We start from the raw sequence: 17,035 nt of genomic DNA, 5'->3' as shown, positions 1-17,035 counted from the left end.
GAATCCAGGTTCACCAGCTATGAAAACTGAAACAGAAAATTTTATTGCACAAGCTGTTAAGGATGGCATCATTAAGGAATCGCATTTGAAAGATTAAAAGAATGGTACTATGACAACTGATTGTTTAGTTGGACTGTACATTGCGATTCAGCAACGAAGAAGCAAATAGAAAAAGCGAAGACCAAGATAGCCTAATTGCCATCTTGGTCATTTTCTAATTCATGATTAAAAATTTATATAACTATCTTCATCTCTGTCCGGGTCATAATATTGAAAATCTTTTATTCCGTGTTTTTCCTGTAAGTATTCTTTTACTATTTCTATATCTTTACCGAAAGTAGGAAAAGGTGAGCTTCCGAATCTTATTAAATAGGGTCCTTCTTCAGATATAGAAGCGTATAGTATTTCTTTATCATCGTAGTGAAAATCGACATTCCATCCTCTATAACAAATCAAATAAGTTCCGTCGTCTCTTAGTCCGCATTTGTCTTCATAAGGAACGATGTTAACATTACATATTTTATCATTTATTAAAAATGAATTCATGTTGCCTTACTCCTTTATAAATTATATTTATACATTGCATTTTAATGGGAATTTTTGATTAAGTACATCATTATTTTAATCCAGAGATTGAACCTCCGTATATGGAACCGTAAGTACGGTAGTGGGAAAGGTCAGCTAGCCAAAATTAATGGCTAGCTTCATACTTGAATAGTTATGATAATTTTTCCATAACTTCTTGAATAAAAGAATTTCTATATTCAGATTCAAAAATAGAAACACTCAATTAGTAAACATGATGTATGTATCAAAAAATAGCAAAATCAATAAAAGGCGAGTCAAAATTATAAAAGTAGTTGGTGATTCATTTCAGGTATTTTGTTTTACAAGGCAAGCAAAGCGTACTTTTATTATCAGCAATGTTCTTGCAGTAATTTCAGTCCATCGACAGCGTTAGGTTATATGGACTACGAGGATATGCCTAATCGTCCCATTATTTGATAAAAATCACCTCATTTTTTTGAGGTGATTTTTTTATTGAACATTTAAGTTAAAATTGATGACAATTTCTATAAGGTATGAGGGGGTAGTGATATGTTTAAGTTTATTAATAATAAAAGAGAACACGTTTTGAAACGCAATGTCTTACTTGTGAGAATATAGTAAATTTTCAAAATATTATAGACAAACCGAAATTTTCAGTTTATCTATAATATAAGTGTATATGAAATTATTGCTACCTTTTACTCCAAAGCTTTGGAAACAAAATTAAACATATAGGTGTTCATCTTAGGCCCACCATTTATAGGGTTCCCATTAATAACGAATGAACCTCTATGAACACCTACAATTTGATTGTCAGTGTTTATTAATGCTGAACCTGATTGACCTGGTGCAGTATCAATTGTATAAAAGGCTACAGATGCATCCTCTCTAGTAATATTTCCTCTCATACCGAATTGAGAAATTTCACCACTTGCCTGCATTAAATCTCCCGGATAACCATAAATATCGATATTTTGATTAAGAAGATTATTTACCTGTTTTATTCCGAGAGAACCTGCAACATCTCCCGCCTGTTTATTGTCTTTTGATACATCTAAAACAAGAACAGCGAAGTCTTCGGAACTAGAACCAGTTGAAGCCCAATTAGCAGCTACATAATAATCATTGACATTATAAGATCCAAACAATCCAACACTATTATTTACGCCAGGGTAAACCTTTGCACTAGTGATACTTTCTTTTGTTTCTGGCTTTATTACACAATGTCCATTTGTTAGAACCTTATTTTTTCCAATTAAAGTACCAGTACAAGAACCACCTGTCCCATCAGGCCACTGTATTTCAATATACGTAATTGCACTATATGGCAATTCTTTCGTATTCTCTACTTTTTTTCTACTATCTTCATCGATGACAATACGTGATGATATTTGTATTGGGTCATTAGAAATAAAGTCATTAATAATAACTGGTGGCGGTGTAAGATCGATATAGGAATGACTCTCTATGATGGAATCAATCTGAACGGGTGAAATTTCTCCTGTACCTTGAATACTTGGTATTTCATTGTTAAATTGCGAATTACTGTTTTCGAATTCTTCGTACTTAATTACCTCACCTTTTGAATTTACCATGTCATAAGGATGAGACGCTTGACTTGGATCAAAAGAGAAATTCCCTAAAGACCCTTCAGCAAAAACATTCATAGGAACTAATAAGAACATAAGCATAAAGAAAAACTTAAAAGTAATTTTTTTCATTTTATTCCTCCTTTTGTTTTAATATTTACAGTTTAATGGAAACATAAGAGAAAATAAAGAAAAATTTTGAAAATTTTCAATTTAATAACTCTTCCGATAATTCGGAATGCATTTTTAATATTTCTATACGAATAACTTTGGTTTTGCTCGGTTGGACTCGGAAATTTCAGTGTACCAAATTCTCATCCATTATTAATACCTTTCATGAGGTGTAGGTGTAGGGTGATAGAGAAAATGCATACAAACTTATCGTGGTTATCGTTTGCAGCGTCAGATAAGTGGTCAGAGGAAGAATTAACAGATGCTATGACAGGCGCTGCCTATGCGATGAATGTGTTAATCCCATTATTCATCGTATAGGCAGCGATGTAGCAGTCGTGCCACAAGTAAAGGCAACCCGTTCCTCGAGTTCTAACCAAGTTTTTATTGTTAAAACTGGAGGGAAATCATTCCCTTCTGTCGAAATGATGTTAGATGAAAGGAGAAGTTTAAATGATTGAAATAATTTATGATACGGGTTCACTTGAAGGCTCTTGTTATATAGAGGTTCTACCTGATAAATATAAAGGTGAATGCTGGAATACTACTTCTATTTTCTTTACAGAAGACAACTTTGGCTACATTATGCCTGCCTTAGAGAAGTGCTACAAGAAATTTGATTACTATGCTTTCAATGAAATAGATATAGACACTTGGAGTTTAATTAATAAGGAACTCGAAAGAATGAAACAATACTTAGCTAGTAATCCAAATCCTAGTTCATTAAAAGATGTTTTAGGGTTTCCGTTCGTCTTTTCTGAGAAAGAGTTTATAGAGAACTATGATACAAATATCAAGCAACTTATTTTCATGATTACTGAATTGCAATCTTGGATAGAGCAAAAAAGTTTTTCAACTAAGTTCATTTCTGTTTTAGGAATCTAATTAATGAGGATCCAAGACTTTAGTTTTGAAGCCTTAAGAAAGTAAAGAATCAACCTTTGAAAGATCAAATCAAAAATAATTTCGGCACGCTCAATTGATCTGACCCAAAAAAGTTAGACATATTTAGTTAAGCAACTTCTAAAACCTGAGTTCGGTACTCCACCGGGCTTAGGTCTTTTAATTTTGCCTTCATTCGTTTGTGATTGTAATAGTGAATATAGTCTTGTAGTTCCTGTTCAAAATGTGCCATGGATTCAAATTCTTGTAGATACAGGAGCTCAGATTTTAATAAGCCAAAGAAATTTTCGATGACTGCGTTGTCCAAACAATTGCCCTTACGGGACATACTCTGTGTAATCCTATATTGCTTTAATGTTTCTTGATACTTTTTCATTTGATAGTGCCAACCTTGATCCGAATGAAGAACGACTTGATCACCTGATTGAAGGCGCCCCAATGCTTGTTCTAGCATATCATGGACGAGATTATACACTGGACGATTCATTACTGTGTATGCAATAATTTCGCCATTACATAAATCAAGGACAGGTGATAAATAGCGTTTCTCACCAAATAGATGGAACTCTGTCACGTCTGTTACCCATTTCTCGTTCATATTTTTTGCTGTAAAATCACGTTGTAATATGTTTGGGGCAATTTTTCCGACTTTTCCTTTATACGAACGATACTTCTTCATACGGACTTCACATTTTATGCCAATGGCATTCATCAAACTATTAATCGTTTTAGGATCATGATGAATGCCGTATTTTTTTAGTTCTTTGGTAATCCGACGATAACCATAACGTCCTTTGTGTTCATGATAAATGGACTGAATTGCGGCTTTCACATCCGTGTATTTATCAGTACGATTCAATCGCTTTTCCCAATAATAATACGTACTACGTGGAATATCAGCGACTTTGATTAATTCCACCACTTCATAGATTCCCTTTAGTTCATAAATCACTTGCGCTTTGATTTGATTGGTAATTTTTCTTGCATTTGAACTAAAGTATTCAACTTTTTTAAGTACGCATTCTCCATTTCTAATTGTCTAATACGTGCTTCTAACGCCTCAACAGATCCTTCAGCTGGTGTTGATTTCGTTGTTCTTTTTGTTTCTTTTTTCATAGATGGACGCCCCTTTTTCTTAGAAACGAGGGCATCATAACCACCAACTTCAAACTTCAACTTCCAATTCCGAATCATGCCAGGAGATGAAATATTAAATAGTGCAGCTGTGTCAATCGAAGATGTACCTGTCTCGTTCATATAATTAAGTACATTCATTTTATAGTCAGCTGAATATTTTGTATAGGATTTTAAGAAAGCCTCTACACCATTTTTTTGATAACGGCGAATCCAATCACTGACAACTCGATCTGTCACTCCGATATCTTTCGCAATTCCACTCATGGATTCATCTCCATTTAAGTATCGTTGAACTGCTTGAATACGTTGTTCAACACTTACCTTTGCCATAAAAAAACCCCCGTAAAAGTTAGATTGGTGTCTAACTTTTACGGGGCAGATCAAATCGGGGGTGCTTTTTTATTGGGGACAGGAAATGTTGTAATGGGAAAATGGATAGCAGCAGGGGGAGCTAAATGAATACAAGCGTAACAACAACATGCACAGGTGTTGTCACAAAAAGACGTATCAAAACAATTAGGATTGTAGGTGATTCGTTTCAAAGGTTCTGTTTTACAAGACATGCGAAGTGTACATTTCCTATCAATTAATGTTTTAGCAGTTGTTCCAATCCTTCACAAAGAGCGTGAAGTTGTATGATTAATGGGGAACAGAGCAAGTTTTTACAAGAATTTGTGATAGTAGATTTAGGACACAATCATTGCAACGTGATTATTACTGATTCTAGCGGCTATTTAAAAGCCATTCGATTCGAAACGATTATTGCAATTAAGGGTCCTGGTTAATCAAGCCTTAAAAAGACAGTTGGAATAACTCTTTAATATATAAACAATCAAATAAAAGGTGCAAGATAAGAGTAGATGCGTATGTTCACTTTACATTTAGAATAGAGTTTTTTATATGCGCAATTTACGCATGAAAATTATGGTAGTATAAAGGTTTTTTTGATTTATGTAAAAATATGTTAGGAAGTGTGGTGTAAACATGGATGGAAGAAAAAAAGGATGATAAAAAAATGATTATTATGCTGAAGCATCAAGATCTGCACTTGCTGTTTTACTTGTGGTTTTATTGATTTGGGCAATTTATGATTTGTTTAAAAACAATAAAAGTGACGTTATTCAATGGGTACTTATAGCAGGTATAGTTATAGTTCTTGAAGTAACTAGACGTTATTTGATAAGAAAAAATTCCAGAAGAAAAGAGTAAGGAGAATGATGAAGCAAGAGATGTATATTCAGTTGAAAAGGACGTTTTTCATGGAGAAAGAGAATTCAGAAGAAACGTGTCTGTTAATCATATAGGAGATTATAAAATAACTCTTGGAACAGGATAAAAGTATGGATTTCTTCTGGAATGATGTAGAAAAGCAATAAAAAGTAGAGTAGTATATTAATAATTTTTACCGTAATGGGTATTCCTCACAGACAGGTAATACTAATCATAAAAATATGCCTGAAAAAGGTGGACCATAGTGACAAAGTAGATTGCAGATTTCAGTTGTTCATGTATTAACAGTAGAGGGCAGTTTAGTTGTCGGGTCAAGTCCAACGGGTGCTTCCATTCTACCCCGACTACTATCAATCTATAAATTGAATAAAAAATGATCAACCAGATTTCTCTGGCTGACCTTATAATACGAAATGGGTGTTTGAGTTGAACAACCCATAATAAGACCACTCCGTGATGAACAGTAAAGTTAATGATCAGTGAAGCTAATAAAGCCGAACTAGTCGTTTAGTTTTAAAACTTATAAAGGAATGTATATTTTAATTATATTACCGCTGTTGCTAAGTGATTTTAAATCTAGCCATTGTTCCATATCAAATGGCCGTAGAGTATCATAATTATTGTTTTCTAACCATTCATTAATAGAAATGTAGGTGCTATCCACATCTTCTTCAATACCTTGATGCTTAAATATTAAAAATTCCCCCTTAGGAATGGTATGCGTCAACATTCCCTTTGGTATAAAAGAAAAATCTTCCACTTCCACTGCGACAATATGCGTATAGGGGGTATCTGGAGTCCATTCCACTTCTTCATAAATCTGAATAAGAAATATACTATCACTAATCCTCTGCTTAATTTGTGAAAAATGATTTAGAATTTTTTCTCGGAGATTTTTAACAATGTTAAATTGAATATCATCATTAAGACTTGCTTTTGAAGAAAATCCGATTAACTTCATTTCTTGCCTGCTAACAATTTTAATAGCTGGTAAAAGCATCTTTTCACAAACCTTTCTGTGGTGGAATAATTATACTCACTATAATTTACCAAAAAAATAATGAGAAGTAACTATAATTTGATGGTGCCAAATTAGATTTTTTTAGAATTATGTCTAACAGCTAAGTAGTGAAAAATTAATTATACTAGTAATAATAGGACTAGATAACTCGAAAATGAAGTTATCCAGAATAATGAAGAGTATTATAATTGTGACAGTGTAGGAACAGCGAGCATAATTAAATGTTTTAAGTTTACTCCAAACGTTAGTCGTTTGTGACGTAATTTAAAGTTGTAAATGCAATGTACTATTTGAAATTTCTCGATGAATGATTAGAGGGACTTACCGCAATCGGTGAGTCCTTTTGTTGTCTTAGTCATGTTAATGAACATAGAGAAGCGTTACTTCATGGAAGATATGGATTGCCTCATTTCTGTAGTTTTGGACATTTATATTCAATCCATTGGTTGATACACTTGCACAATATTACATAGAGGAGTGATAACAATGGTTGAGGTACGTTACAAGGTAAGAGAAGTGTTGGACCAGAGCAAAATCGATACATTTTTGCAGCAAGCTCGAATTGGACATCTTGGCATGGTTGATGGTCATTTGCCATATGTTGTGCCGCTTAATTTTGTATGGACCAATGGGATGCTGTATTTTCATGGAGCCTCTGGCGGGAGGCGAAATCAAGTGATGAATGAGAATCCAGAAGTCTGTTTTACCGTGTGTGAAGAGTATGGAACGATTACGAATCCAGTACCAGCGAAGACGGACACCGCATATATGAGTGTCATGGTTTTTGGCAAGGCTCAACCCATCGACGATTTGGATGAGGCTACACATATGCTGCAAGAAATGATGTATAAATATGTGCCTGGTTATTATAATCGTCCATTATCCCAGCAACACGTAGACAAATATCGATCAGCAGTTTTCGGTGGTCCAGTTCAAGTTTATCGCATTGAACCACAACATCTTACCGCGAAGGAAAATCCAATCGAAGAAGGGCAAATGTTCAAACCTGAACTTTCCTAAAAATGTGATACGGCAACAGATATCACACTTTTATGTTTATTGTTAGGAATGTCTGTGTTATTTTACAGCCGAAAAGGAGCAATGGAGCTTACCGACTATGTGGCACTTGGTGGTGTGTTGCTGAACAAGTAGACGTTCGAGTGTATCAGCATAGAGATACGGTTGAAATCGTCATGAAAAGCAAAAAATCAATGCTCGATTGCAACGTTATTCGGTCCATTGATGCCCTCCATTTCACTAACTTGTGCCGGTGTGCCTTTGGGGGTGGCAGTTGATCAAGCGTTGACAAAGCTATTAATAGAAAGCAAGTTGAGGAGTAATGTATGGATATTTCAAGCATGCAAAAATATGTCAAACAGTTTAGTGAAGAAAAAGGATTCCATGTTAATACAATTCACACTAGAACATTATATTTAGTGACTGAGGTTGGCGAATTGGCCAAAGAAATTTTAAGTATTTCTTTTAATCCAACAGAGGAAAAAGTTCGACTGGCAAAGGAAAACATAGGTTTGGAGATGTACGATGTTCTATTCAATGTATTAGATCTTGCCAATCGTTTGGAAATTGAATTGGAAGATGCCAGTCGCAAAAAGATGGAGATGAATAAGGACAGAATTTGGTATGAAAGATAAACCAATCCTATCCTATCCTATCCTATCAAAGAGCCACTAACCTTGGTCACACAGGGACAGTGGCTCTTTATTATTTACTCTAAAACAAGGAACCACCTTTCTAAAAGGTCATATCAAGATAAGATAATGCACTATAAACCAATCAGTAGTTATCCTAACAGCGAGAATGAAGCCCTCATGCGATACAGCTACCAAATGTGTGAGAGATAAGATGTACTGGTAATTGGTGTGTAAATGATAAGAAAATATGTAATTATGGACTGCTGGAAATTGTCTTTTTGGATGTTTTCTCTCAATCCGTAATTCGTTATGCTTAGAGCGTTCATTCATAAAACTGACAACGGACAAAAAGGGGGCATAGTATGGTTTATTTAGTTGAAGAAAATCTCATAACTGTCAGGAAGCAAATGGCATTAGCTTGCCAAGCTTCAGGACGCAAGAAAGAGGACGTAAAATTGTTGTTGGCAACAAAAACGGTACCGCTTGAAAAATTAGCAATGGCGATCGAAGCGGGGGAAACTTTATTTGGTGAAAATAAAGCTCAAGAACTTCGGGACAAATTTCCACTTATGCAGCAATATAACCAGGTAGAATGGCATTTTATCGGACACCTGCAAACGAACAAAGTGAAGTACGTTGTAAAACATGTTACACTCATTCATTCTATGGATCGTTTGAAATTAGGGCAGGCGCTACATCAACAACTTGTCAAAGAGAACAAGACGATGGATATTTTAGTACAAATCAATACATCCCGTGAATCGAGTAAGTTTGGCGTCTCACCAGAATCAGCTCTGGAATTAGTTGAACAATTGTCTCAATTCGACACGTTGCATATCAAAGGGCTAATGACGATTGGAAAACTAAATGCCAAAAATGACGAGACCAGACATTGCTTCCGATTATTAAAACAAATTCAAGCACAAATAAAAGCGAAAAATTTTCCGCGTGTAGAAATGGACATTCTCTCGATGGGGATGTCGGGGGATTTCGAAGTGGCCATTGAAGAAGGGGCTACTATGGTAAGAGTAGGGACAAGCGTATTTGGCCAACGTTATTTGCCAGATGAGTATTACTGGAATGAAAATGTGGTTCAGGTTGATTAGCAGAGAGGTAGGAAAAGCGTATGAACACAACATCAGTTTCACTGCGTGGTCGTGATTTACTATCGCCCACTATAGCTGCTTTTATATCCGTCCTGGTCAACTACGGGGGTACTTTTATCCTGGTGTTTCAGGCTGCCAAGATTGCTGGTCTGAGTCCCGAAATGACTGCTTCATGGATATGGTCGATTTCCATCGGTGTTGGGGTAACTGGTATTTGGTTAAGTTACCGATACCGTGAACCAATTATTACAGCTTGGTCAACACCAGGTGTGGCATTTCTTGTTTCAGCTTTGGCAGTTACGCCCTATGCTGAAGCGATTGGCGCTTATATCATTTCTGCTATAGCATTTGTCATTTTAGGTTTATCAGGGATGTTCGAACGTTTTGTTCAGCTTATTCCGCCAGGCATTGCTTCTGGGCTGCTGGCAGGTATTCTATTACAGTTTGGCATTTCAGCCTTTGGTGGTGCGAAAGCGGACCCTTTACTTGTCATTGTGCTTTTTACTGCGTATATCCTATTAAGACGATTTACATCTCGATATGCAATCGTAGGGATCTTGGTAATTGGATTGCTTTATTTGGTAAGTGTTGGGAAAGTCGATTTCAGCAATGTTAAGTTGGCCATCGCATCTCCAGTGTTTGTTATGCCCGAGTTTTCGCTTCATGCTTTATTGGGCGTCGCATTGCCGCTTTTTATTATTACTTTGACGGGACAATACATGCCAGGAATGTTAGTGTTGCGAAATGACGGATTCAAAACGAGTGCGAATCCGATTTTGATTGTGACAGGATTGGGCTCGCTCCTGACAGCACCTTTTGGATCTCATGCTTTTAACGTTGCAGCGATTACAGCGGCCATTTGTACCGGAAAAGACGCCCATGAGGATTCAACGAAACGCTATATTGCGGGTATTGCCTGTGGTATTTTTTATATTATTGTTGGCATTTTTGGCGTGACGTTGGCCGCATTGTTTTTAATTCTCCCAGCTACTTTCATTGCAACATTAGCGGGATTAGCGTTGCTCGGTACAATTGGTAGCAGCCTTGCTAATGCGCTAACAAATCCAAACGGACGCGAAACAGCACTCATTACTTTTTTGGCAACAGCCGCAAATGTGACATTACTTGGAGTCGGAGGGGCATTTTGGGGACTCGTAGCTGGTTTAGTGGCCCATTTAGTGATGACTGGTCAATTTTTCAGAAAACACCATACTATGAAAGGCGTACAACAAACTAAACTGAGATAGTAAGAAGGAAAAATGAATACAGATAAGGTGACAATAAGTTGTTTACTAGCAAAATGATGGTGTCATATCTTTAGAAAAGATCATCGTTTTGCTTTTTTATGACTGGTATTTCAAAGCTTTACAAACCTCTAATTGTAGCTTCCCCAAAAGTAAAAATAGTATGCTAGGAGTACTCATAGCATGCTAATTTTTTGATATAGAGGTAAAAACCCGCTTAGACTCCTGCGAGAAAGCAAAGCGGATTTTTTACCATATAGGAAACGATTGTTATTGTTTGAAGAACTTTACGGACATTTTAGTTGCCAGCGATTAAACCGGATGGGATTGGGTGGTCTTATAAAAGTATTTCTGCAAGACGAAAAATGCCTGCTTCAATTGCTGCCTCATCCATTTTAGCAAAACCCAATACCCATCCTTTTCGATTGCTGTCCAAACAATACTTGCTAAGCGGATAAACTCGGATTCCTTTTTCCAGTGCTAAGTTCGTCATTGCTTCTTCATCAAACGATTCTTCTGCTTCAAGAAGCATATGCAAGCCCGTTTCAATGCCACTTAGTTTGAAACGCTGGGCTAGTCCAGTTGCAATGATCGCCTTAGTCATAGTTTCGTGTCTGCGTCGATAGACATTTCTTGCTCTCCTCATATGGCGCATAAAATGACCGTGCTCAATAAAATGAGCCAGTGTTAATTGCTCCATAATTGGAAGATGTCGATAGGTTAATTCTTGTACTTGAGCAAGCTGGCGGATGGCATTTTTTGGACCAACAATTGCCGAAATTCGTATGCCAGGAGCAACCATTTTAGAAAAACTCATCATATACAATGTGTTTTGAGGTTGTTGGCTGAACAAAGTAGGAAGCGGACCACCGCGATATCTAAATTCGCCATCATAATCGTCTTCTACAATCCAAAATTGATCTTGCGCAGATTTTTGTAGCAATTGTTGCCTTCGAGGTTCAGACATAATGACTCCAACTGCGCATTGATGTGAAGGCGTAACAAAAGTAAGTTTTGATTGTGGATGAATGCGATTTACTTGTAATCCGTACTCATCAACAGGCACAGGCACAACATGCATGCGCCGATATTTCATGGTCATCCAGGCAGCGGGAAATCCAGGATCCTCAACAGAAACCGTTTCACCTTCATTTAAAAGTGCTTGGGCAATGAGATCTATGCTATGCTGTGCACCTGAAGTTAAGATAATTTGATCGATATCTACATGAATGCCTCTTTCGAATGTCAAGTAACGTTGAATCTGTTCACGCAGTGGAATAAAACCATAGGCGTTGCCATAACCCCAATCGACCAGATCTACTTCGGCTGATGCCTGTAAAAAAGATTGTCGCCAAATTTTGCGAAAATGCTCGTCCAAATAAGGCTCATGGGGGCTAAAATCGAATTCTACGTGTTGCTTTTCTTTGCCTCTAAACCAACTGTTCAACTGTTCAACAGCTGCGTTCAATAAAGGCAATTCTGGCGTGGATGGTCCTTGTGGAAACACCTCTTGTGAAGTGTTGGTTTTATATCCCCATTCACTTACCCTTGTGCCACCACGCAAATTTGTAACGGTGTAGCCACGACTGAATAATTCCTCATAAACAATCTGTATTGTTGAACGGGAGACACCGACTAATAAGGCGAGCTCTCGAGATGGGGGCAGTAACTCGCCAGGTGGCCATTTTCCTGTTGTAATATTATGAATAGCTTGGTCAAGCAATTGCTGCCATATGGGATTTTTATCGTCCCGGTTAACTTTTAGCATTCCATTCACTTCCAAATAATTTTAGTGGTTAAAATATGGATTGTAATATTATATAAAAATGGATATTTTAGTGCATTCCATAATGGCTATGCTATCATACCAATAATAGTCTTTGCAACATGACTGGATGAGGTGGAAAGCCTTTCTGCCATGAGGATGCAAGTAAAAAACAATAGCTCTTTACAAAGCAGGTCAGACTAACTTTTGTAATACTCTTTATTCACAAGAAAATAAAGAGTATCACCGTTGAAAAAAGTTATTTATGCTTCAACTCGGGTAGCTCAAGCAACAGCTCAGGTAAGGTGGAGTAACGATATATTTCCATCACTGCCGATGAGGCACTTATCAAAAAAGCGTGGGACTTTTTGAGACAGGGTGGTAAAATATATATAGAATAGGCACCCTCTTTTTTGCAAAGTTACTTGATTCCTTACTAGATAAATTTGGTATTAATTGGATGGTTATCCATTATAGAATAAGGAGGCTTTTTAAATGAATGATCAAAAAATAATCCCATTTCTCTCCTTCACAGGCAATGCGGAGGATGCAATGAATTTCTATGTCTCTGTTGTGCCCGGTGCAAAAATCACGTCACTTGTGCGGTATGAGAAGGGACAGCCCCATGGCGATGAGGGCAAGGTATTGAATGCTACTCTTTCCTTGATGGGTCAGCAAATTATGTTTATGGATATGTCATCTGCCCACCCTGCACCGGACTTTAGTTGGGCAACGTCGTTTTTTATTCATTGTCAAAGCGAAGCAGAATTTGATGCAGTTTTTAGCGGGCTTTCAAAGGAAGGCTCTGTAATGATGGGACCGGAGGCTGTGATGCAATTCCGAAAAGTGGCATGGGTCACGGATCAATTCGGAGTGACATGGCAACCCGTCTGGCAATAAGGTTTAACAATAGAACGAATAAAGTGAATAGCACAAAAAGCTACAAGTTTTTTAAAGTGAGTTCTAAAAAATAGAAATTCAATATCCATAATGGATTATTATTTTTACTAAAAATGAGATGCGTTCGATCATGTCTAATGCATAGTACGATGGTTTAAAGCGAATAAATAAAATACGAGAATTAAAAGCAAAAAGGTGCCATTTGCATATGGAATACCGAATTCAGCCCAATAATGCATATATCATCAATCGATGATGTGAATAAGTAAATATCAATTTTTTTGGAGGTGTTTGTCACATGAATCCAAAGGAAACACCAGAAGAAAAAAGAGAACGCTTAAGGCAAAGTGAATTAAAAAATAACCCCACCGGTTCTTTAAACGATGGAATGAATAGAGGAATTGGTGGAAATTTAAGTGGTATGGGTTGGAAAGATGGAGTAGCATTAATTTCAATATTATTAATTAGTTATATTATATACAAATTGTTTTTTAGTTAAAAACTTATAAATTTTCATAATTTTAAAACTTTTTGAAATTAGACGATTCAGATTTTTGTCAATGGGCACAAGTCATGCAAGTGGTAATTTATCAAACTCTAAAATAACAGATGGATCTCAAGTTAAAGTTAGTATTACAAATGATGAATCAGGTAAAACTACGTATTTAGAACCAATAGTCAATGATAATCTGAAGTGGAATATGTTTGGTGGGAAGATGGTAGTCCAAGAGCCTGGTCTAGTGTTAAAGATCAAGTAACTGGGATGACTGGAACACAAACAGTCAAATTGGACATCACATTTCCAAATAAATAATTTAACTATGTATGATTATAAGTCTTAAGATAAAAAATGGTCTTACCTCTGTCAAGTAGTCAATTTAAAATAGGATTATGCAGCCATCTGGCGTCGATGTTCAATCGGTGTCAGATGGCTGATTCGTTTTTGAAAACGTTGATAATTGTAAAAATAAATATATTCTTCCACAGCTTGTATCATTTCTTCAGAGGTTTTTAAATGAACTAGATAAGTTGAGTAGTATTTATTAAGAAGTGATAGAAAGTTTTTCTATTATTTTTCTTAGATATGATTCTGGGTGAATATTCAATGATTCATAATTCTGAATATCTAATATATTGCATAAAAAGAACTAGCATTTTGATCGTTTTTTTGAAACGCGAATTTTTCTTTTATTAATCTAATCGCTGTTTCATGTAGTGAATTGTCTTTTTATTAAATGACTACTTTAATTGCTAAATTTTATTTTTTATCATATTTGTCCGAAATACGTAGCGAGGATGAGTTATACTGGTGGTAAGAAAACAGCCTATTTGAAATTGAAGATATGCATGTTACACGTATTTTATATAAGCTTCAATAACAATTGTTCGGGCACGCACGCTAACATTGAAATCAATACCCTCCAGATAATATATACAAGCTGTTCTTGGTTATCGTTGTCAGCACCGGAACGTATCATATAGAGAACTGCGCTTGTGAGGCAGAGCAAGGATAGCTTGCAGCAGGCAAAGGGAAGCGTACTACAATAATTTAATAGGCAGAAAATGAGTGAAGTCGATGTCTTACGAAAATAAAATCTTACAAATGAAAAAAATGCTCGGTAAAAAAGCGCACAGACCAGTTAAAGTAGAAGAAAAACCAGTTTTTCAAAAGCCGGTCATTCCAAATTATACGCAACAGTGGGAGAATGCTGGATTGACACGTGTAAATAATGACTATGGCATTGTATTTAAACGCCAGGTACATTATCCATTTACCTACCAGCATGGCCATTATCAATTGCAGGCATTTTTTGACGCATTAACAAAATGGCAGACAGCTGAATTCGATCATCCCTATGCATTAGCAATGGACGAAAAGGTGTTATTTTTTGATACAGAAACGACGGGCTTAAAAGGCGTGGGCACACAAATTTTCCTGCTTGGCTTTCTAGAAGTTACCGACGAAGATTTTGTCTTAACGCAATATGTTCTTGCTGACCCAGCACATGAAGTCGCCTTGCTATTTGAGTCCAAGCTATGGCAAAAAACGGCGACCATGATTACTTATAATGGCAAGAGCTTTGATTGGCCACAGCTTGAAACGCGTTGGACGCTCAATCAAAAACAATTACCTAAATTACGTACGCAACGTCAAATTGATTTGCTGCATAGCTCGAAGCGTTTATGGAAAAATGATATGGAACGTATGAAATTGAAATCTGTAGAAGAAGAGAAGCTTGGATTTTTACGCGTCGGAGACATCCCGGGCTTTTTAGCGCCGATTATTTACTTAGATGCTGTGAAAAGTGGCGCGCCAGATGCCCTTATGAAGGTACTGCTGCATAACGAATGGGACTTACTTTCGCTCATTACCCTTTATGTTCATTCTACTAATTTATTATTTGAAGAGGCGAACGAGGAATCTGCAAAGACCTACACGAATATTGGGAAATGGTATGCGGATTTAAAGGAGAGCTCGCAAAGCGTGAAAGTTTTAGAAAAAGTAACCACACAATTCGATGCACTTGAAGCGGGAAATGCTCAATTTTACTTAGCCATGCAGCATAAAAAAAATAAACATTATAATGAAGCAATTGCTGCCTTTGTGGCTGCACTTCATTTTATTGAGCCGAGGAAAAAATTACAGGCGTTAGAGCAACTAGCAATGATCTATGAGCATCAATTCAAAGATTACAAACAGGCCCTTATTTATACACTAGAAGGCATACAACTGATTAATAAGACAGAGGAATGGCGAGTTGAACAAAAGCAAAAATGGGAAATTTCTTGGGAAAAACGATTGCATAGATTAGGAAATAAGAAATAATTTCCCGGGTAAGCGCAAGAAACGACAAGTTTAGCCTTACAATTGAGGTATTCAGACGTTATAATGTTATGAAATATGCTATAATGAATTCGTGTATGTAGTGTGAGGAAGGGCGATGTGAATGGACATTAAATTAACTTCAAAAATGATTCTTGAAAAAGAATTTAAGAAAAACTTTAAAGGCTACAATGTAGAAGAAGTCGATTCATTTCTTGATGAAATTATTCAAGATTATGAAACGTTTGAAAAAGTAGTGGCCCAACTGAGAGAAGAGAATAGACAGCTTAAAGAAGAAATCGAAAATACACCAAAGAGACAACCGCAACCTGCAGTATCAGCAGCAGGTACGACAAACTTTGATATTTTAAAACGTCTTTCGAATTTAGAAAAACATGTATTTGGTAGTAAGTTATACGAATAAATTTTGCCAATTACATTGTATTTATCATAAAACTCTAGTATAATCTTTCGTATCATCATGAAATTCGAGTAATCGCTGCGGCGCTAGACGTCGTAGAGGAAAGTCCATGCTCACACGGTTCTGAGATGACCGTAGTGTTCGTGCTTACTGAAAAAATAAGGTAAGGCAGCTTAAGGCTGACGGCGGAAGGAAGACCTAAGTCTTTATGATATGGTTGAAACTTCCTGAAAGTGCCACAGTGACGAAGCTTGCTTGGAAACATGCAAGGTGGAACGAGGTAAACCCCACGAGTGAGAAACCCAAATTATGGTAGGGGCACTCTCTTGAAGGAATTGAACGGATAGAGGGACAGAGTTTATCTCTGTAGATAGATGATTACTGCCCGGCTGTACGAGGCGCAAGCTGTTTGAGTACTCGGGAACAAAACATGGCTTACTGAATTTTTTGATGTTTATCTCGAATAACAAGCGCTCTCCAATTTGGTGGAGAGCTTTTCTTTTGAACTTATTAAGAAAGTATA

The 17,035-nt window shown here is 36.5% G+C and carries 17 protein-coding genes, 1 other RNA gene and 1 pseudogene; 13 read left to right on the top strand and 6 right to left on the bottom strand.

Features of this window, described 5'->3' with window-relative positions:
* Nucleotides 1-225: 225 nt before the first annotated feature.
* Nucleotides 226-546 carry a hypothetical protein gene (locus tag ACOMCU_RS13805; protein ID WP_010858926.1) on the bottom strand — a complete coding sequence of 107 codons (321 nt, stop codon included), beginning with the start codon at nucleotides 544-546 and terminating at the stop codon, nucleotides 226-228.
* 701 nt (nucleotides 547-1,247) lie between these two features.
* Nucleotides 1,248-2,270: a trypsin-like serine peptidase gene (locus ACOMCU_RS13800; protein WP_010858927.1), complete on the bottom strand. Its 1,023-nt coding sequence runs from the start codon at nucleotides 2,268-2,270 to the stop codon at nucleotides 1,248-1,250.
* A 234-nt stretch (nucleotides 2,271-2,504) separates the two neighbouring features.
* Here ACOMCU_RS13800 and ACOMCU_RS13795 point away from each other — a divergent pair, with 234 nt between their 5' ends.
* Both ACOMCU_RS13795 and ACOMCU_RS13790 read left to right on the top strand, forming a co-directional pair.
* Nucleotides 2,505-2,630 carry a hypothetical protein gene (locus tag ACOMCU_RS13795; protein WP_421050514.1) on the top strand — a complete coding sequence of 42 codons (126 nt, stop codon included), beginning with the start codon at nucleotides 2,505-2,507 and terminating at the stop codon, nucleotides 2,628-2,630.
* Between the two features lie 132 nt (nucleotides 2,631-2,762).
* Nucleotides 2,763-3,194 (top strand): hypothetical protein, encoded by a 432-nt coding sequence (locus ACOMCU_RS13790; RefSeq protein WP_421050513.1) that lies wholly within the window; start codon nucleotides 2,763-2,765, stop codon nucleotides 3,192-3,194.
* Between the two features lie 127 nt (nucleotides 3,195-3,321).
* Here ACOMCU_RS13790 and ACOMCU_RS13785 read toward each other — a convergent pair.
* A protein-coding gene (locus ACOMCU_RS13785) for an IS3 family transposase (RefSeq protein WP_155242542.1) occupies nucleotides 3,322-4,679 on the bottom strand; the annotation gives its coding sequence in 2 pieces (ribosomal slippage) (nucleotides 3,322-4,226 and nucleotides 4,226-4,679; 1,359 coding nt in all).
* A gap of 305 nt (nucleotides 4,680-4,984) precedes the next feature.
* Between ACOMCU_RS13785 and ACOMCU_RS13780 the strand changes: the two genes are divergently transcribed.
* The gene (locus tag ACOMCU_RS13780) at nucleotides 4,985-5,134 is read left to right on the top strand and encodes a hypothetical protein (RefSeq protein WP_421050512.1); all 150 of its coding nucleotides are present in this window, start codon (nucleotides 4,985-4,987) and stop codon (nucleotides 5,132-5,134) included.
* A gap of 965 nt (nucleotides 5,135-6,099) precedes the next feature.
* On the opposite strand, the gene ACOMCU_RS13775 is transcribed toward ACOMCU_RS13780, so the two are convergent.
* A complete protein-coding gene (locus ACOMCU_RS13775) occupies nucleotides 6,100-6,579 on the bottom strand; it encodes a GyrI-like domain-containing protein (RefSeq protein WP_421050511.1) in 480 nt (159 codons plus the stop codon).
* A gap of 507 nt (nucleotides 6,580-7,086) precedes the next feature.
* On the opposite strand from ACOMCU_RS13775, the gene ACOMCU_RS13770 reads away from it, so the two are divergent.
* The 4 genes from ACOMCU_RS13770 to ACOMCU_RS13755 all read left to right on the top strand — a co-directional run bounded on the left by ACOMCU_RS13770 (nucleotide 7,087) and on the right by ACOMCU_RS13755 (nucleotide 10,605).
* Complete coding sequence (locus ACOMCU_RS13770; RefSeq protein ID WP_421050510.1) at nucleotides 7,087-7,620, top strand: pyridoxamine 5'-phosphate oxidase family protein; 534 nt, start codon at nucleotides 7,087-7,089, stop codon at nucleotides 7,618-7,620.
* A 323-nt stretch (nucleotides 7,621-7,943) separates the two neighbouring features.
* Nucleotides 7,944-8,252, top strand: coding sequence for a MazG nucleotide pyrophosphohydrolase domain-containing protein (locus tag ACOMCU_RS13765; protein ID WP_010861396.1), 309 nt, complete (start codon nucleotides 7,944-7,946; stop codon nucleotides 8,250-8,252).
* A gap of 362 nt (nucleotides 8,253-8,614) precedes the next feature.
* Nucleotides 8,615-9,358: a YggS family pyridoxal phosphate-dependent enzyme gene (locus tag ACOMCU_RS13760; protein WP_010861395.1), complete on the top strand. Its 744-nt coding sequence runs from the start codon at nucleotides 8,615-8,617 to the stop codon at nucleotides 9,356-9,358.
* A gap of 20 nt (nucleotides 9,359-9,378) precedes the next feature.
* Nucleotides 9,379-10,605 (top strand): benzoate/H(+) symporter BenE family transporter, encoded by a 1,227-nt coding sequence (locus ACOMCU_RS13755; protein WP_010861394.1) that lies wholly within the window; start codon nucleotides 9,379-9,381, stop codon nucleotides 10,603-10,605.
* 334 nt (nucleotides 10,606-10,939) lie between these two features.
* Here ACOMCU_RS13755 and ACOMCU_RS13750 read toward each other — a convergent pair whose 3' ends face one another.
* On the bottom strand, nucleotides 10,940-12,370 hold the full coding sequence (locus ACOMCU_RS13750; protein ID WP_421050509.1) for a PLP-dependent aminotransferase family protein: 1,431 nt from the start codon (nucleotides 12,368-12,370) through the stop codon (nucleotides 10,940-10,942).
* Between the two features lie 492 nt (nucleotides 12,371-12,862).
* Here ACOMCU_RS13750 and ACOMCU_RS13745 point away from each other — a divergent pair, with 492 nt between their 5' ends.
* The 3 genes from ACOMCU_RS13745 to ACOMCU_RS13735 all read left to right on the top strand — a co-directional run bounded on the left by ACOMCU_RS13745 (nucleotide 12,863) and on the right by ACOMCU_RS13735 (nucleotide 14,025).
* A complete protein-coding gene (locus ACOMCU_RS13745) occupies nucleotides 12,863-13,267 on the top strand; it encodes a VOC family protein (RefSeq protein ID WP_421050508.1) in 405 nt (134 codons plus the stop codon).
* A gap of 298 nt (nucleotides 13,268-13,565) precedes the next feature.
* Nucleotides 13,566-13,766 carry a DUF6366 family protein gene (locus ACOMCU_RS13740; protein ID WP_421050507.1) on the top strand — a complete coding sequence of 67 codons (201 nt, stop codon included), beginning with the start codon at nucleotides 13,566-13,568 and terminating at the stop codon, nucleotides 13,764-13,766.
* A gap of 61 nt (nucleotides 13,767-13,827) precedes the next feature.
* Nucleotides 13,828-14,025 (top strand): hypothetical protein, encoded by a 198-nt coding sequence (locus ACOMCU_RS13735; RefSeq protein WP_421050506.1) that lies wholly within the window; start codon nucleotides 13,828-13,830, stop codon nucleotides 14,023-14,025.
* 131 nt (nucleotides 14,026-14,156) lie between these two features.
* Here the strand turns inward: ACOMCU_RS13735 and ACOMCU_RS13730 are convergent.
* Nucleotides 14,157-14,294: pseudogene (locus ACOMCU_RS13730) on the bottom strand (IS3 family transposase); the annotation flags it as partial.
* Between the two features lie 549 nt (nucleotides 14,295-14,843).
* Between ACOMCU_RS13730 and ACOMCU_RS13725 the strand changes: the two are divergent.
* The 3 genes from ACOMCU_RS13725 (at nucleotide 14,844) to rnpB (ending at nucleotide 16,955) form a co-directional block, all read left to right on the top strand.
* Nucleotides 14,844-16,094 carry a ribonuclease H-like domain-containing protein gene (locus ACOMCU_RS13725; RefSeq protein ID WP_421050505.1) on the top strand — a complete coding sequence of 417 codons (1,251 nt, stop codon included), beginning with the start codon at nucleotides 14,844-14,846 and terminating at the stop codon, nucleotides 16,092-16,094.
* 121 nt (nucleotides 16,095-16,215) lie between these two features.
* Nucleotides 16,216-16,515 (top strand): cell division regulator GpsB, encoded by a 300-nt coding sequence (gene gpsB, locus ACOMCU_RS13720; protein WP_010858933.1) that lies wholly within the window; start codon nucleotides 16,216-16,218, stop codon nucleotides 16,513-16,515.
* A gap of 60 nt (nucleotides 16,516-16,575) precedes the next feature.
* An RNA gene (gene rnpB / locus ACOMCU_RS13715) (RNase P RNA component class B) lies at nucleotides 16,576-16,955 on the top strand.
* Nucleotides 16,956-17,035 lie beyond the last annotated feature (80 nt).

It is taken from the genome of Lysinibacillus sp. UGB7, from assembly GCF_049058285.1.
GTDB classification, from domain to species: Bacteria; Bacillota; Bacilli; order Bacillales_A; family Planococcaceae; genus Lysinibacillus; species Lysinibacillus sphaericus_B.
Note: the sequence above shows the minus strand (reverse complement) of the source record. Positions and strands in the feature narration are given on the sequence as shown.

Excerpts from the sequence above, each read along its gene's own strand:
- ACOMCU_RS13805 (WP_010858926.1), bottom strand. The coding sequence starts at position 546 with ATGAATTCATTTTTAATAAATGATAAAATATGTAATGTTAACATCGTT.
- ACOMCU_RS13800 (WP_010858927.1), bottom strand. The coding sequence starts at position 2,270 with ATGAAAAAAATTACTTTTAAGTTTTTCTTTATGCTTATGTTCTTATTA.
- ACOMCU_RS13795 (WP_421050514.1), top strand. The coding sequence starts at position 2,505 with ATGCATACAAACTTATCGTGGTTATCGTTTGCAGCGTCAGATAAGTGG.
- ACOMCU_RS13790 (WP_421050513.1), top strand. The coding sequence starts at position 2,763 with ATGATTGAAATAATTTATGATACGGGTTCACTTGAAGGCTCTTGTTAT.
- ACOMCU_RS13780 (WP_421050512.1), top strand. The coding sequence starts at position 4,985 with ATGATTAATGGGGAACAGAGCAAGTTTTTACAAGAATTTGTGATAGTA.
- ACOMCU_RS13775 (WP_421050511.1), bottom strand. The coding sequence starts at position 6,579 with ATGCTTTTACCAGCTATTAAAATTGTTAGCAGGCAAGAAATGAAGTTA.
- ACOMCU_RS13770 (WP_421050510.1), top strand. The coding sequence starts at position 7,087 with ATGGTTGAGGTACGTTACAAGGTAAGAGAAGTGTTGGACCAGAGCAAA.
- ACOMCU_RS13765 (WP_010861396.1), top strand. The coding sequence starts at position 7,944 with ATGGATATTTCAAGCATGCAAAAATATGTCAAACAGTTTAGTGAAGAA.
- ACOMCU_RS13760 (WP_010861395.1), top strand. The coding sequence starts at position 8,615 with ATGGTTTATTTAGTTGAAGAAAATCTCATAACTGTCAGGAAGCAAATG.
- ACOMCU_RS13755 (WP_010861394.1), top strand. The coding sequence starts at position 9,379 with ATGAACACAACATCAGTTTCACTGCGTGGTCGTGATTTACTATCGCCC.
- ACOMCU_RS13750 (WP_421050509.1), bottom strand. The coding sequence starts at position 12,370 with ATGCTAAAAGTTAACCGGGACGATAAAAATCCCATATGGCAGCAATTG.
- ACOMCU_RS13745 (WP_421050508.1), top strand. The coding sequence starts at position 12,863 with ATGAATGATCAAAAAATAATCCCATTTCTCTCCTTCACAGGCAATGCG.
- ACOMCU_RS13740 (WP_421050507.1), top strand. The coding sequence starts at position 13,566 with ATGAATCCAAAGGAAACACCAGAAGAAAAAAGAGAACGCTTAAGGCAA.
- ACOMCU_RS13735 (WP_421050506.1), top strand. The coding sequence starts at position 13,828 with ATGGGCACAAGTCATGCAAGTGGTAATTTATCAAACTCTAAAATAACA.
- ACOMCU_RS13725 (WP_421050505.1), top strand. The coding sequence starts at position 14,844 with ATGTCTTACGAAAATAAAATCTTACAAATGAAAAAAATGCTCGGTAAA.
- gpsB (WP_010858933.1), top strand. The coding sequence starts at position 16,216 with ATGGACATTAAATTAACTTCAAAAATGATTCTTGAAAAAGAATTTAAG.